This is a genomic window from Adlercreutzia sp. CNCM I-6215 (genome assembly GCF_977072315.1).
The window spans coordinates 120,135-134,116 of the sequence record NZ_CDRVMA010000007.1; the positions used below are offsets into that span (position 1 = coordinate 120,135).

The window sequence follows — 13,982 nt, forward strand, 5'->3', positions numbered from 1 at the left end:
CCCCAACGCAACTCGGGCGCCGCGCGCCGCCCCCTACCGATAAGGAGCCCTCCATGGCCTTCGCTATCGTCACCGATTCCTCCTCCAACCTCACCGAGGAGGTCATCGACCAGTTCGACCTGCATATCCTCCCCTTAACGTTCATGGTGGACGGCGAGGAGCACCACAGCTACCTCAAGGGGCACAAAACCGACCTTAAGCAGTTCTATACCATGATGCGCGAGGGCAAGGTCATCACCACCTCGCTGCCGAACCTGAAGGATTCCCGCGAACTTCTGGAAGGACTTCTCGCCTCGGGCGAAGACGTGCTCTACATCGGGTTCTCCAGCGGGCTTTCCGGCACCTACCAGGCCATCGACCTTTTGCTGGCGGAACTGGCCGACGCCTACCCCGATCGCACGGTGCTTTCGGTGGACACCCTGGCCGCCTCCCTTGGCGAGGGGCTGCTCGTTTGGTATGCCGCCAAAATGCGCGAAGAGGGCAAGGGCATCCAGGAGGTTTGCGACTGGCTGGAGGCCAACAAGCTGCATCTGGCCCACTGGTTCACGGTGGATGACCTCATGTTCCTGTTCCGCGGCGGTCGCGTCTCGCGCACGAGCGCCTGGGCAGGCACCCTTCTGAACATCAAGCCGGTCATGCACGTAGACGACGAGGGGCACCTCATTCCGCTCGAGAAAGTGCGCGGGCGCAAGAAATCGCTGAAGGCGCTCGTCGACCACATGGAGCAGACGGCCACGGCGCCGGTGGCCGACCAGACGGTGTTCATCACCCACGGCGACTGCATCGAGGACGCCGAGTACGTGGCCGACCTCGTGCGCGAGCGCTTCGGCGTCACCGACATTCTCATCAACTACGTGGATCCGGTCATCGGTGCCCATTCGGGCCCCGGCACCATGGCCCTGTTCTTCCTGGCCAGTGAGCGATAACGGCGCTTGTCTGCCACCGTGGGAAGGGCCGGCCATCCTGCTGGTGGACCTGGACGCCTTCTTCGCCTCCGTCGAGCAGCTGGATCACCCGGCCTGGCGGGGCAAGCCCGTCATCGTCGGCGGCGACGCGGACGCCCACGGAGTCGTCTCCACCTGCTCCTACGAGGCCCGCGCCTTCGGGGTGCGCAGCGCCATGGCCTCGTCGCTGGCGCGAGAGCTGTGCCCTGATGCCATCTGGACCCACGGGAACTTCCACCGCTACCGCAAGGTTTCCGCCGCCATCATGGCCATCCTGAGGGACGAGACGCCCCACGTGCAGCAGGTCTCCATCGACGAGGCCTTCATGGACGTCACCCCCACCGCCGTGAACACCGAGCACCCGGTTCTCGTGGCCCAGCGCATCCAGGAGCGCGTGGCCGCCCTCGGCGTCACCTGCTCCATCGGCGTGGGCACCTCCAAATCTGTGGCGAAAATCGCCTCGGACCGCGACAAGCCCCGAGGGCTCACCGTGGTCTTTCCCGGCACCGAGGCGGCGTTTCTGGAGAAGCTCCCCGTGCGCACGCTCTCCGGCGTGGGCGCCGCCGCCGAGAAGACGCTTCTTGCCCACGGCGTGCGCACCTTGGGAGATATGGGCCGGGCCGACGGTGCCCTGCTGCGAAAGATCTTCGGGAAGAACGGCGAGATGATGCGCGATAGGGCCCTGGGACGAGATCGGTCGGAAGTGGCCGAGGACGACGAGGTGAAGTCGGTCTCCAACGAGGTGACCTATGCGCGCGATTTGGAGACGCGCGAGGACATCGAGGCGGCGCTTTCCACTATTTCGGCGAAGGTGGGAAGGCGTCTGCGCCGAAAGGGGCTCAAAGGTCGCACCGTGGCCGTGAAGGTGCGTTACGACAACCGCACGACCCGCTCGGCCCAGTGCGCGCTTCCCGCTCCCACCGACGACGACATCGCGTTCGCCCCCGTGGCGCACCGCCTGGCACAGGAGCTGTGGGCCCCGGGCATGAAGGTGCGCCTGCTCGGCGTGGCCGTGACCCATTTCGAGGAGGACGGCGCGCCGGTGCAGGAAACGCTCTTCGACGCGGCCGCCCTCGGAGGCGACGACCGTGCAGACGCGACCCAAGGCGCAGCGCTCATCCGCGACGAGAAGAAGCGCCGCAGCCTTCTCGCCGCCACCGACGCTTTGCAGGAGCGCTTCGGCGATGGCACGGTGCGCTTCGGCTTCGAGCTGCGCCAATCCGGCAACACCACCGGCTCCTCCTCGAAAAACGTCGAGGACTACAAGTAGCTTCCCTTACAATAGACGTCAGTAAACGCGACAGAAGGAGCGAGCATGGCGCTGGTTTTGGCGATCGACATACGGAACACGAGGACGAGAATCGGGCTGGCGCTTGACGGGCGGCTCGTCTCCCAGTGGGCCGTCCCCACCGATCCCGACGAGACGGCCGACGGCGCCGTGGCCTGCGTCCTCGGCTTCTTCGACGCCCTCGCCCGCGGCCTGGCGCCCATCGAGGAAGGCGCACCCGGCGCCATCGACCTTCCCGAGAGCGCGCCTTTGGCGGACGGGGCCATCATCGCCTCGGTCATCCCGGCCCTCACCGGCGTATGGGCCGACGCGGCGCGGCGTCTCACGGACGCGCGCCCGCTCACCGTGGGCCCGGGCCTGAAGACGGGCCTCAAGATGAACTTCTCCGATCCTGTGGCCGTGGGCGCCGACCGCGTCGCCGAGATGGTGGGCGCCAAGAGCACCTACGGCGCGCCGGCCCTCGTCATCGATCTGGGTACCTCCACCACCTTCGAGCTTTTGGACGAGACGGGAGCCTTCCGCGGCGGCATCATCGCCCCGGGCATGAAACTCGGCGCCCAGGCGCTGGCCCGCGGGGCCGCCCAGCTGGCCGCCGTGGAGCTTCGAGCCCCCAAGTCGCTGCTCGGCCGCACCACCGTCGAGGCCATGCAGGCGGGCATCGTCATGGGGGAGGTGGCCCGCATCGACGGCCTCATCGATATGATCTGGGCCGATTGCGGCTACACGACCCCCGTCATCCTCGTGGGCCAAGACGCCGAGACCATCGCCGCGCTCATGGCGCACGCCGTCACCGTCGACCAGACCCTCGCCCTCCGCGGCCTTCTGGAACTCTATACCGCGAACACACGACGTTAATTAAACTTGAAGATTTTCTGGGCGATCTGGTAGCCCTTGAGTCCGATCTTCTCGCCGGCCTCCGTGGGCAGATTCGTGGCCAGATTCAGCGCGTTGGAGCGGACCCGGCGGTACAGCGACGGGTTTTGCTCCTTCAAATAGGCCCATATGTCCTTCAGATCCTGCTCGTCGGTCTCGCCTCCGCGCATGCGCAGAAACACCGAGCAGATGCACATCATCATGGAGAGGTAGTTGCGCAGGTAGTGGCGCAGATGGCGGTTGCGCACGGCCTGCGGGTCCACGTTGTCAATCATCTGCCGTGTGACGCGCAGCTGCTGGTCCATGCGGCCCATCATGACCTTCTCGTTGACCGACTGGTCCTCGCGGCCGATGAAGTAATGGTAGGCGTCCACGTTGAAGTAGCGCATGGTGCGCACGTAGACCAAGGGCTCGTAGACGAAGATGTTGTCCACGTAGAAGGTGTGCTCGGGCAGCTCAAGGTGCATTTTGCGCAGCATCTCGGTGCGATAGTACACCGAGTGCATGAGCAAATACTGACTCGGCAGGAAGGTTCCCACCTCGTCCCAGCCGAACTCGTAGCCCTCGGGCAGCACGTTGCCGTAGCCCATGACCTTCTGCTCCCCCTCGTCCACCTTGTCGTAGACGTAGTTGGCCACCACCATGTCGCAGGGCACCGGCGCATCCAGCTGGCTGCGCAGATACACCATGAGCGGAAACATCGCCGCGGGATCCAGCCAGTCGTCGGAGTCGACCACCTTGAAGTAGAAGCCGCTCGCGTTCGCGAGCCCCGTGTTCACCGCGCCGCCGTGGCCCTTGTTGGGCTGATGGATGGCGCGGACAATGTCGGGGTGCTCGTTCTGCCAGCGGTCGCAAATGGCCGCCGTGTCGTCCTTGGTCGACCCGTCGTCCACGAGCAGGATCTCGATGTCCTCGCCGCAGGCGAGCAGCGTCTCCACGCAATGATCCATATAGGCTGTCGAGTTGTAGCAGGGCACGGCGAACGTGATGGTCTTCAAAAGCGCCTCCTTCGTCGGGGTCTCGGTGCGCGGGTGTTCCACCTCGCGCGGCGTCCTAGGCGTCGGCCGTCTCCGTCAGGATCTTCTCGGATGCGGCCAGGGCGTCGGCGACCACCTTGTCCATGTTGAAATAGCGGTACTCGGCCAGACGCCCCAGCGGATGGAAGTTCGGCAGCGCGTCGGTCAGGCGGCGGTAGCGCGCGTAGAGCGCGTCGTTGTCATCGTTGATGATGGCGTAGTAGGGAATCTGGGTCGCCGGATCCTCGTAGGCCCGGGAGTACTCGCGCATGATGGTGGTCTTGTCGCCGGTCTGCTCCGTGAGCCACTTGAACTCGGTGATGCGGGTGTAGTCCTCGGTCACCGTGTAGTTCACGGTGCCGCAGGGCAAATGGTAGGTCTCGTCGAAGGTCTCGTAGACAAAATCGAGGGAGCGGTAGGGCAAGCGCCCGAAGCGTCCCAAGAACAGCTCGTCGAGGGGGCCGGTGTAGACGATGGGTCCCTCGAAGGACGCGCCCTTGATATGAATGGCCTCCAAGGGGGCGTCTTCCTCGCGGCCGGCGAAGACGAGATCGAAGACGCTTTCCGCCTCGGTGCCCAGGCAGACGGTGATCTTCTCGTGGCCGAGCAGGTTCTCGAACAGGCGCGTGTAGCCATCGATCGGCATCCCCTGGAAGGCGTCCTGGAAGTAGCGGTTGTCCCGGGAGATGAACACGGGCACGCGCGCGGTCACCGAGGGATCCACTTCCTCGGGAGTGAGGCCCCATTGCTTCTGGGTATAGTAGAGGAACACGTTCTGGTAGACGAAGTCCGCCACCTCCTGAAGCTCCGGATCCTCCTGGGCGCGCAGCTCGTTGATGGTGACCTTGCGCTCGTCGCCGAAGGTGTCGACGAGCTTCTCGATGAGCCGGGCCGCCTTCTCGTCGCCGAAGGCAATTTCCATGGAGTTCTTGTTGAAGGGCACGGGCATGTAGGTGCCATACCAATCGGCAAGCACCCGGTGCTGGTAGCTCGACCACTCGGTGAAGCGGGCAAGATAGTCGTAGGCGCGCTGGTCGTTGGTATGGAAGATGTGCGGCCCGTAGCGGTGCACGAGCACCCCGGCCTCGTCGTACTCGTCGTACATGTTGCCGGCGATGTGCGCGCGCTTCTCGATGACGAGCACGCGAAGACCGCCCTCTTCGGCAAGCTGCCGGGCACTGACAGCCCCGGCAAAACCGGAGCCGACAACGACGGCGTCGTAGTCTTCGATGGCGATATCGCGGAAATCGGCGTAATTAACGGCCATAACGGGTTCTCTCCCTCGTACTCGTTGATGCGAATGGGGCGCCGGCGCTCGGGCGGCGTCGTTCGGAGGATATTGTACCCAGCCCGCATCCGATGGCCTCCAAACCCCATACAAACCGAATAAATGAACCTGCCGCACGGTCGCGCCGTGCGGGGCGACGGCCCGTGCTCTATCATGAGGGCAGGATACCCGTGAGAAAGGACGTTCCCGTGAGCCAGTTCCTCGATTCCATGATCGCCCGCGCGAAGGCCGACAAGAAGACCATCGTGCTTCCCGAGGGCAACGACATCCGCACCCTCAAGGCCGCCGAGGCGATTCTCGCCGAGGGCATCGCCGACCTCATCGTCTTGGGCGACGCCGACGACATCACCGCTGCCGGCTGCAACTTGGAGGGCGCCCGCATCGTCGACTTCCGCACCTCCGAGCTGCGCGAGCCCTATGCCGAGAAGCTGGCCGAGCTGCGCGCGGCGAAGGGCATGACGCTCGAGCAAGCCCTCGAGCTTATGGACAACGAGCTGTACTTCGGCATGATGATGGTGAAGATGGGCGAAGCGGACGGCCTCGTCTCGGGCGCCTGCCACTCCACCGGCGACGTGCTGCGCCCGGCCCTGCAGATCCTGAAGACCGCTCCTGGCGCGCAGATGGTGAGCTCGTTCTTCGTCATGAACGTGCCCGACTGCGACTTGGGCCACCACGGCACCTTCATCTTCTCCGACTGCGGCCTGGAAGTGCAGCCCGACGCCGATCGCCTGGCCCAGATCGCCATCAACGCCGAGGCGGCGTGGCGGTCGCTGTTCGCCGATGCCGAGCCGGTCATCGCCATGCTGTCGCATTCCTCCTACGGCTCGGCCAAAAACGACGATTCCGACAAGGTGGTGCGCGCGACGGCCAAGGTGAAGGAGCTCGTGCCCGAACTCGCGGTAGACGGCGAGCTGCAGCTGGACGCCGCCATCGTTCCCGAGATCGGCGCGGCGAAGGCGCCGGCCTCTCCTGTCGCGGGTCGCGCCAACGTACTCGTGTTCCCGGACATCGATGCGGGCAACATCGGCTACAAGCTGGTGCAGCGCTTGGCGAAGGCCGAGGCGCTCGGCCCCATCCTGCAGGGTATCGCCGCCCCGGTGAACGACCTGTCGCGCGGCTGCTCGGCCGACGACATCGTGGGCGTGGTGGCCATCACCGCCGTGCAGGCGCAGGGGAAATAGCGCTCCTTCTTGCCTTTCCATCCCTCCGGGCGCGAGGTGGCCGAGGGGGTGTCGTGCTCAGACAACATTGAAGTGCAGGGCTCGACGCGGGTCGTCTCATTTTTCTATGCACTTCAATGAACTGCGCGCGGCACCCCCTCGGCCACCTCGCGCCCTGCTCTTCTGGGATTGGGCGGATTTCTCCTCTCTACCCTTTTTTCTCTTCTCTCTCGATGCCGAGTTTCTCGAAGAGTTCGTCGCGGCTGTGGACGCCGAGCTTCTTGTAGACGTGGCGGATGTGCGACTTCGCCGTGCCGTTGGCCACGACCATGGCAGAGGCCACCTCGCTGGCCGAGCACCCCTCTAAGAGCAGCGTGAGCACCTCCTTCTCGCGCTCGCCCAAACCGCAGGCGGCGGCCACGCGATCCACTTTGGCGCGACGGGCCGCATCGAGATCTCCCGTCGCCTGCTCGCCCTCGAAAAGCTCCGCCGAACGAATCGGCGTGACGCCCCGTCTCACGAGGATGATCATGGCGGCGTTGGCAGCCAGAATAGACAGCAGAACCATGATGTTCGACGCGAATTGCTCGACGAGCGCGAAGCAGAGCGCCATGCCCAGGCGGCCGACGAGGCATCCGGCGGCGAAGGCCACCATAAGGCCCGTGAAGGCCGCAAGAGTGTGCCGCCGAGTCCCCTGCGCGCTGGCGCACAGGAGCACGACGGCATAGGCGAGGAAAAGGAACATGCCAAGCGCCGCCAGATCAAAGGAAAGCGCAGGCTCGAGGTGAAGATAGGAGGCGGCTATGACGGCCACGATGATAGCGGGCACAGCGATGGTCGTCAGCGGGAGGACCGCCGCATTTGCCAAGAGCACCACGGCGCAGATGAGCAGCATCGGAGCGAAGAAATCCCCCGAAGCATAAGAAGCGCTGTCGCCCCCGATACCGGCAAAGGCGATGGCCGTGATGAAGGAGAAGCTGAACAGAAACGTCGCCGAGGCCGGGTAGCGGAAGGCATCCGCCGGCACGGCCGCGGGCACAGCCGCGGGCACAGCCGCGTCGTCTTCCTCCTTGGCCTGCTCCGAGCGCAGCTTGCGAGAGAGCACGAACGTCCCCACGAACATGAGCACTCCCATGCACACGCACAGCTTCACCGCCTCCAGGCCCGAGAACACCCAGATGACGAAGGAGGCGAACACGCCCGCCAGCACGATATTCCAAATCACCGAAAAGGAGCGCCGATCGATATGCACGGCGAACCACGAGGTCATGGCCACGGGCAGATAGACGCCGAAGATAGCGCCGCAAACCCAGTTGACAGGCTCGGGCACGTGGATGCCCGCCCCGAACAGCGCGCAGTACAGCACCAAGGTCGCCTGCACGAGCAGGGCCAGAACCCAAAGCAATCGACTGCCCACGACGAGCCGTCCCCCCCGTCGCAACCTCCAACCAAGCATAAGCGCGCAGAGGAGCTCGGCGACATAGGAGGCATCAGTATAGGAGAACATAAACGCCGTAGTGTGCCACATAGACGGCCAGAAGTACACCTGACCCACGAAGGCCAAGTTGCAGGCCAGGCCCACGAACAAGCTAATGGATCCAGCGCCCCTGAAATGCTCCTCGAACCCGAGGCGCAGCCCCGCGATCGTATTCCACAGACGTTTCATCGCTTACCCCTCCTCTTTTTTGCTATCCCCCATGAAACCACAAATAGCAGATGAGCGCCAGCAGCAAAAATGGCAACCTTTCCTCATTTCCAGAAAGGTGGGTTAGCAAGGTGGGTTAGCAAGTTCCACCACCGCTAACCTACAGGTTATCTCTCACGCTAACCTCAGCGCCGACGCTAAAGTGACCAGTGTGATCGGGGACACCGCGATCCCCGGAGCGCCGGAGCGAATGCGTCACGCGACGTCTTCGCCAGACATCAACCCGGCGCGAAGACACCGACCACAAGGGAGTGGAAAATGGGAAAATACACCCGCCGACAGTTCATCACCAGCGCTGGTGTCGGCATGGCCGCCGTCGCCGGCCTCGGCCTTGCCGGCTGCGCGCCGCAGACCCCGGCCGATAAGGCCATGGCCAACACGGGCAACGGGGGAACCACCTTCGCCGACACCATCGCTTGGGACGGCGAGTACGACGTCGTCGTCATCGGCTTCGGCGGTGCCGGTGCCGTGTCCGCCTGCTACGCCGCCGACGCCGGCGCGAAGGTGTTGCTCATCGATAAGGCCCCTCAGGGCATGGAGGGCGGCAACACGCGCTTCTGCGGCCAGATCATCCTGAACTCCGACGACAAGGAGGCCATGCTCGCCTACAACAAGGCCATGGCCGGCGATTTCGCCGTCGACGACGAGCTCATGGACGCCTACGCCGAGGGCCTCACCCAGACGAAGACCATGCTGCGCGACTTCTTCGGCGTCCCCGAGGAGAACTTCCTCGATTGGAAGGAGGACTCCTCCGCCCAGCCGATGATCGCCATGTTCGTCCCCGAGTATCCCGAGCTCGAGGGTGGCGATGCCCTGCACGTGCTGACCGTGAGCGACAACGTGTGCAACTCCGCTCTGTGGAAGACCTACCGCAACAAGGTCATGTCCATGAGCGACAACATCGACGTGTGGTACATGTCCCCGGCCACGAAGCTCTTCCAGGATCCGGTCAGCCGCGCCGTCATCGGCGTGGAGATCGACAAGGCCGGCGAGACCGTGAACATCCGCGCCAAGAACGGCGTCGTCATGACCATGGGCGGCTTCGAGAACAACAAGCAGATGGTCGAGGACTTCCTGGGCCTCACCAAGAGCACGCCGGCCGGCACCCTGTTCAACACCGGCGACGGCGTGAAGATGGCCATGGGCGTCGGCGCCGATCTGTGGCACATGGAGGCCTATGAGGGCAACTGCTTCGCGCTCGGCGGCATCTCCTTCGTGGTGAACGAGGATCAGCACGCCAAGACGTTCAACGACCTGCGCAACCTCTCCGGCAGCGTCATCGTCGTGGGCAACGGCGGCGAGCGTTACCTGCGCGAGGACGTGTACAACCGCCACGGACACGTGCCGAGCAACGGCGACTGGGTGAACGTGAAGCGCCCGCGCAACACCTACATGGTGTGGGACGCCGCCCAGAACGAGGCCATTGCCGAGTACCACGGCATCCCGGCCGGCTTTGAGGATCAGGTCGTCTCCGCCGCCACCATCGCGGAGCTTGAGGCCGCGCTCGGCATCCCGGCCGGCAAGCTGGAGCAGACCGTGACCGACTTCAATAAGATGGCCAACGATGGCTACGACCCGGCCTTCTTCCGCGCCGCCGAGACCATGCGCGCCTTCGGCGAGGGCCCCTTCTACGCCATCGAGATGATCCAGGCCTTCCTGAACACCCAGGGCGGCGCCCGCCGCAACGCCCGCGCCGAAGTCGTGGGCACCGACGGCGAGCCCATTCCGCACCTCTACTCCGCCGGCGAGTTCGGCGGCATGACCCCGTACCAGTACAACGGCGGCGGCAACATGGCCGAGTGCCTCATCTTCGGCCAGCTGGCCGGCGTGGGCGCGGCGGCCGAGAAGGATCCGCTGCCGGTGCTCCCCATGGGCGTGGCCTCCGAGATCGTCTATACCCAGGGCAGCGGCAGCCACGAGGTCGATCCCGATCCGGCCGCTTCCGCAAAGCTCGGCGAGAACGAGTATCTCGGCACCTCCACCCTGTGCATGGGCAACGAGCTTGCCGTGAAGGTGAAGATGGAGGGCGACAAGATCGCCGCCATCGACATCGTGCAGCAGCAGGAGACCGCCGGTGTGGGCAGCTTGGCTCTCGAGGCCCTGCCGGCCCGGATCATCGAGGCCCAGTCCACCGAGGTCGACGCCGTTGCCGGCGCTACCGTTTCCTCCACGGCCCTGAAGGACGCCGTGAACAACGCACTCGCCCAGGTGAAGTAGCTCGCCTGATGCGATAGGGGCACCATCAAGCGCCCCGCACCCCTCCCCACGAAATCGAGGCTCAAAGCGGGCCTCGATTTCGTTTTCTAGCCCCGAATCGACGGTTGTTTCATCAGAACCGTCGATTCGGGGCTGACATTTTCCCAAAACGGCCTAATTTGGAAGAAAAGAAGCCCCGGATCGACGATGTTGATAGAACAACCGTCAATCCGGGGCTAGCTTATATCTGAGCCTCAGGTGCCTAGACCAGCTCCGTGATCTCGAGCGTACCCTCCTTCACCAGCTGATAGGTGTCGCGGGCGATCATGTACTCCTCATCGGTGGGGATGATGACGATGCGCACCTCGGAATCGTCCGTGGAGATCTCGCGCTCGCCGCGCAGACCGGCTCGGTTCTTCTCCAAGTCGATCTTGATGCCGAGCGGCTGCAGACCCGCGAAGATCATGCGGCGCATCTTGTCGCAGTTCTCGCCCACGCCGGCCGTGAGCACGATGGCATCGACGCCGCCCATGACGGCGATGTACTGGCCGATGTATTTCTTCGCGGAGTTCGAGTACATGTCGTAGGCGAGCTGGGCGCGCTCGTCGCCCTCCTCGGAGGCCTGGCGCACGCTGCGCAGGTCGTTGGAGATGCCAGAGATGCCCAAAAGCCCGCTCTTCTTGTTCATGAGGTCGTTCACCTCGGCCGCCGTGAGGTTCTCCTTCTCCATGATGAAGGGGACGATGGCCGGGTCGATGGCGCCGCAGCGGGTGCCCATCATAAGGCCATCGAGAGGCGTGAGACCCATGGAGGTGTCAACGGCCACGCCGTGGTCGATGGCGGAGATGGAGCAGCCGTTGCCCAGATGGCAGGTGATGAGCTTCAGATCCTCCAAGGGCTCGTCCATGAAGGCGGCCGCGCGCTCGGCAATGTAGCGATGCGAGGTGCCGTGGGCGCCGTACTTGCGGATGGCGTGCTTCTCGTACAGCTCGTAGGGCAACGGGTACATGTAGGCCTTCGGCGGAATGGTCTGGAAGAACGAGGTGTCGAAGACGGCCACCATGGGCTTGCCGGGCATCTGCTCGCGGCAGGCCTCGATGCCCATGAGCGCGGCCTTGTTGTGCAGAGGAGCGAGCTCTGCCAGTTCGTCGATCTTGGCGACGACATCGTCATCGATGAGCACGGAGCGATCGAAGTACTTGCCGCCCTGCACTACGCGGTGCCCCACGGCGTCGATGTCGTCCAGAGAGTCGATGGCCTTGGTGGGGCCGCTCGTCAGCGCCTCCAACACGAGGGCCATGGCGGCGTTGTGATCGGGCATGGGCGTGTCGATGACCACCTCATTCTCGTCGATGCCGTGCTTGTGGAAGGCCTCGGCGGAACCGACACGCTCGCAGATGCCCTTGGCGAGCACTTCATGGGTTTCAACATTGATGAGCTGGTACTTCAGAGAGGAAGAACCGGCGTTGAGGACGAGGACGTTCAATGACTTACCTCCTAATCAATAGTTTCCCCTATTTTAGGAGTGCACGCAGGGCGCGTCGCACCTGCTCGCGTCCTTATCGGCAAGCGGAGCGCCGCTCACCGATTGACGTCCCGTCATCTTTTCCGTTGAATTGCGGAGGCGGCTCCCCGTAGGGGGCGACCTTGGTCGCCCCTTCCAACTGAAGACATCATTCCGGTCGAATGGGCAGACCAAGGTCTGCCCCTACGGAATCTGTCGCGCCGTCACCGTTCTAGGAGAGGGTCGTGTCCTGGGTCTCGTCGTCGGGGGCGGCCACCAGCTCGCCCATGAGCACCTCCACCTGCTGCTCGGCGGCGCCCAAGCGCTTCTGCAGCGAGCCCAAGAGCACCACGCCGCGCTCGTAGGCGGCGAGGGACTCCTCCAGTTCCAGCGTATTGCTCTCCAGCACGGAGACGATGGACTCCAGCTCGCTCAAGGCCTCGCGGAAGGTCAGCTCTTCCACCGGCTTCTTCTCGTCAAGGTTCGCGGCATCGCTCATGGCGCTTCCTTTCTCATCGTTGCGTGTATCACTCGTCGCTGCGCGTATCGTCAGCCCCAGGCCTCGACGGCGCTGTGGATGCGGCGGACGTCGTTCACCGTGCAGTCCAGCTCACCGTCGGAGAGGGTCACCACGAGGCGCTCCCCCGCCGCGACGCCGTCCACCGAGCTCACCACTCGGCCGTCCTCCCCCTTGGCCATGGCGTAACCGCGGCCGATGATGGCCAGAGGCGACAGATCGTGCAGGCGCGCCGCGCTCACGGCCACCGACGCGCGATAGGGGTCGGTCATCGCCGCGCCGGCGCGCATCAGGCGCCCCCGGGCCCCATCGAGCTGCTGACGGGAGCGCTCGCCGAAGTGCTCGCCGAGGTAGCCGAGGCGCCCTGCAGCGGCGCCCACCGCTCCTCTGGGCGCCGAGAGCAGCCCGGGCAGCATGCGGCCCAGCGCCTCGCCGATAAGCCCCAGTCTGTGGCGATCCTCGCGCAGCGCCTCCGGCAGCGCGCGGCCGAGGCGGTCGGACAGGTCGTCCAAGGCCAGCGCCTCGCCGTCGAACAGGCGCGTCGGCTCGCGGAACAGCGGCAGGGAAGCCACCCGTTCCATCTTGATCGACAGCGCGTCCAAACGACGGCTCTCGGCATGGCCCATGGCGGCGCCGAGCCCCTGGATGCGGGCGGCGATCTCGCCCTGAGCCGGCGCCACGGCCTCAGCGGCCGCCGTGGGCGTCGAGGCCCGCACGTCGGCCACCATATCGGCGATGGAGGTGTCCGGCTCATGCCCGATGCCCGTCACCACGGGCACGGGACAGGCGGCAATGGTGCGCGCCAGCCGACGGTCGTTGAAGGGCATGAGATCCTCGAAGGATCCGCCGCCGCGCACGAGGAGCACCACCTCAGCGCCGGCAAAGACCACCTTGGCCAGACCGTCCACGAGCCCGTCGGCCGCCCCGGGGCCCTCCACGGGAACGCCGGCGAACAGGATGCGGGCCAGAGGATAGCGCCTGCGCAGGGTTCGCAGCACGTCGTGGACGGCGGCGCCGCGCGGCGAGGTGACGAGCCCTATGGCCTCGGGATAGGCGGGCAAAGGACGCTTGCGGGCCGGATCCATCAGTCCCATGGCCTCGAGCTCCCGCGCCAAGTTGGCCACCTGCAGCCGCAGCTGTCCTTCGCCGGCCAACGACACCGAGAACACGTCGAAGTTCATGCGCCCCTTGGCCGCGTACAGCGAGAAGCGCCCGGTGAGCTCCACCAGGGCGCCGACGGAAAGCGCCACGCCCGAGGCCTGGTAGCGGTTCATCCACATCATGCACGGAAGCGAGGCCTTCTCGTCCTTCACGGTGAAGTACACGGCCTTGTAGCCGGGCTTGTCGTTCACCTCGGAGACCTCGCCCACCAGGCGCACCACGACCTCTTCCAGGGCGTTTTTGGCCAGGCCCATGGCCGCCGACACCGACAGCGCCGGGGCGACCTCCTCTTCCGTTGTCGTCTCGCGCTCTTCCACCGCCACAGCAGGC

The 13,982-nt window shown here is 65.0% G+C and carries 11 protein-coding genes; 5 read left to right on the forward strand and 6 right to left on the reverse strand.

The window, feature by feature from the left end; translation table 11 throughout:
• The first annotated feature begins 53 nt into the window (after nucleotides 1–53).
• Genes ACW4LP_RS07110 through ACW4LP_RS07120 form a run of 3 tightly spaced genes read left to right on the forward strand, consistent with a single transcriptional unit; the run spans nucleotide 54 to nucleotide 3,087 of the window.
• The gene (locus ACW4LP_RS07110) at nucleotides 54–926 is read left to right on the forward strand and encodes a DegV family protein (RefSeq protein ID WP_173113076.1); all 873 of its coding nucleotides are present in this window, start codon (nucleotides 54–56) and stop codon (nucleotides 924–926) included.
• A gap of 43 nt (nucleotides 927–969) precedes the next feature.
• Nucleotides 970–2,214, forward strand: coding sequence for a DNA polymerase IV (gene dinB / locus ACW4LP_RS07115; RefSeq protein ID WP_331458044.1), 1,245 nt, complete (start codon nucleotides 970–972; stop codon nucleotides 2,212–2,214).
• Between the two features lie 45 nt (nucleotides 2,215–2,259).
• Nucleotides 2,260–3,087, forward strand: coding sequence for a type III pantothenate kinase (locus ACW4LP_RS07120; protein ID WP_173113079.1), 828 nt, complete (start codon nucleotides 2,260–2,262; stop codon nucleotides 3,085–3,087).
• Here ACW4LP_RS07120 and ACW4LP_RS07125 read toward each other — a convergent pair.
• Nucleotides 3,084–4,103 carry a glycosyltransferase family 2 protein gene (locus ACW4LP_RS07125; protein WP_114539097.1) on the reverse strand — a complete coding sequence of 340 codons (1,020 nt, stop codon included), beginning with the start codon at nucleotides 4,101–4,103 and terminating at the stop codon, nucleotides 3,084–3,086. The two genes, ACW4LP_RS07120 and ACW4LP_RS07125, sit on opposite strands and share 4 nt — an antisense overlap.
• A 55-nt stretch (nucleotides 4,104–4,158) precedes the next feature.
• Nucleotides 4,159–5,388, reverse strand: a complete 1,230-nt coding sequence (glf, locus tag ACW4LP_RS07130; protein WP_114539098.1) for a UDP-galactopyranose mutase — start codon at nucleotides 5,386–5,388, stop codon at nucleotides 4,159–4,161.
• 209 nt (nucleotides 5,389–5,597) lie between these two features.
• Here glf and pta point away from each other — a divergent pair, with 209 nt between their 5' ends.
• On the forward strand, nucleotides 5,598–6,590 hold the full coding sequence (gene pta / locus ACW4LP_RS07135; protein ID WP_197746015.1) for a phosphate acetyltransferase: 993 nt from the start codon (nucleotides 5,598–5,600) through the stop codon (nucleotides 6,588–6,590).
• A 187-nt stretch (nucleotides 6,591–6,777) separates the two neighbouring features.
• On the opposite strand, the gene ACW4LP_RS07140 is transcribed toward pta, so the two are convergent.
• Nucleotides 6,778–8,235, reverse strand: a complete 1,458-nt coding sequence (locus ACW4LP_RS07140; RefSeq protein WP_227069504.1) for a response regulator transcription factor — start codon at nucleotides 8,233–8,235, stop codon at nucleotides 6,778–6,780.
• 297 nt (nucleotides 8,236–8,532) lie between these two features.
• On the opposite strand from ACW4LP_RS07140, the gene ACW4LP_RS07145 reads away from it, so the two are divergent.
• Entirely contained in the window at nucleotides 8,533–10,491 is a 1,959-nt protein-coding gene (locus ACW4LP_RS07145; RefSeq protein WP_157011559.1) for an FAD-binding protein, read from the forward strand.
• A 241-nt stretch (nucleotides 10,492–10,732) separates the two neighbouring features.
• Here the strand turns inward: ACW4LP_RS07145 and ACW4LP_RS07150 are convergent, their stop codons facing one another.
• The 3 genes from ACW4LP_RS07150 to xseA form a co-directional block, all read right to left on the reverse strand.
• Nucleotides 10,733–11,956, reverse strand: coding sequence for an acetate/propionate family kinase (locus tag ACW4LP_RS07150; RefSeq protein ID WP_114548381.1), 1,224 nt, complete (start codon nucleotides 11,954–11,956; stop codon nucleotides 10,733–10,735).
• Between the two features lie 250 nt (nucleotides 11,957–12,206).
• On the reverse strand, nucleotides 12,207–12,473 hold the full coding sequence (xseB, locus tag ACW4LP_RS07155; RefSeq protein ID WP_022739854.1) for an exodeoxyribonuclease VII small subunit: 267 nt from the start codon (nucleotides 12,471–12,473) through the stop codon (nucleotides 12,207–12,209).
• Nucleotides 12,474–12,523: 50 nt separating this feature from the next.
• A complete protein-coding gene (xseA, locus tag ACW4LP_RS07160) occupies nucleotides 12,524–13,975 on the reverse strand; it encodes an exodeoxyribonuclease VII large subunit (RefSeq protein ID WP_231699471.1) in 1,452 nt (483 codons plus the stop codon).
• Between the last annotated feature and the right edge of the window lie 7 nt (nucleotides 13,976–13,982).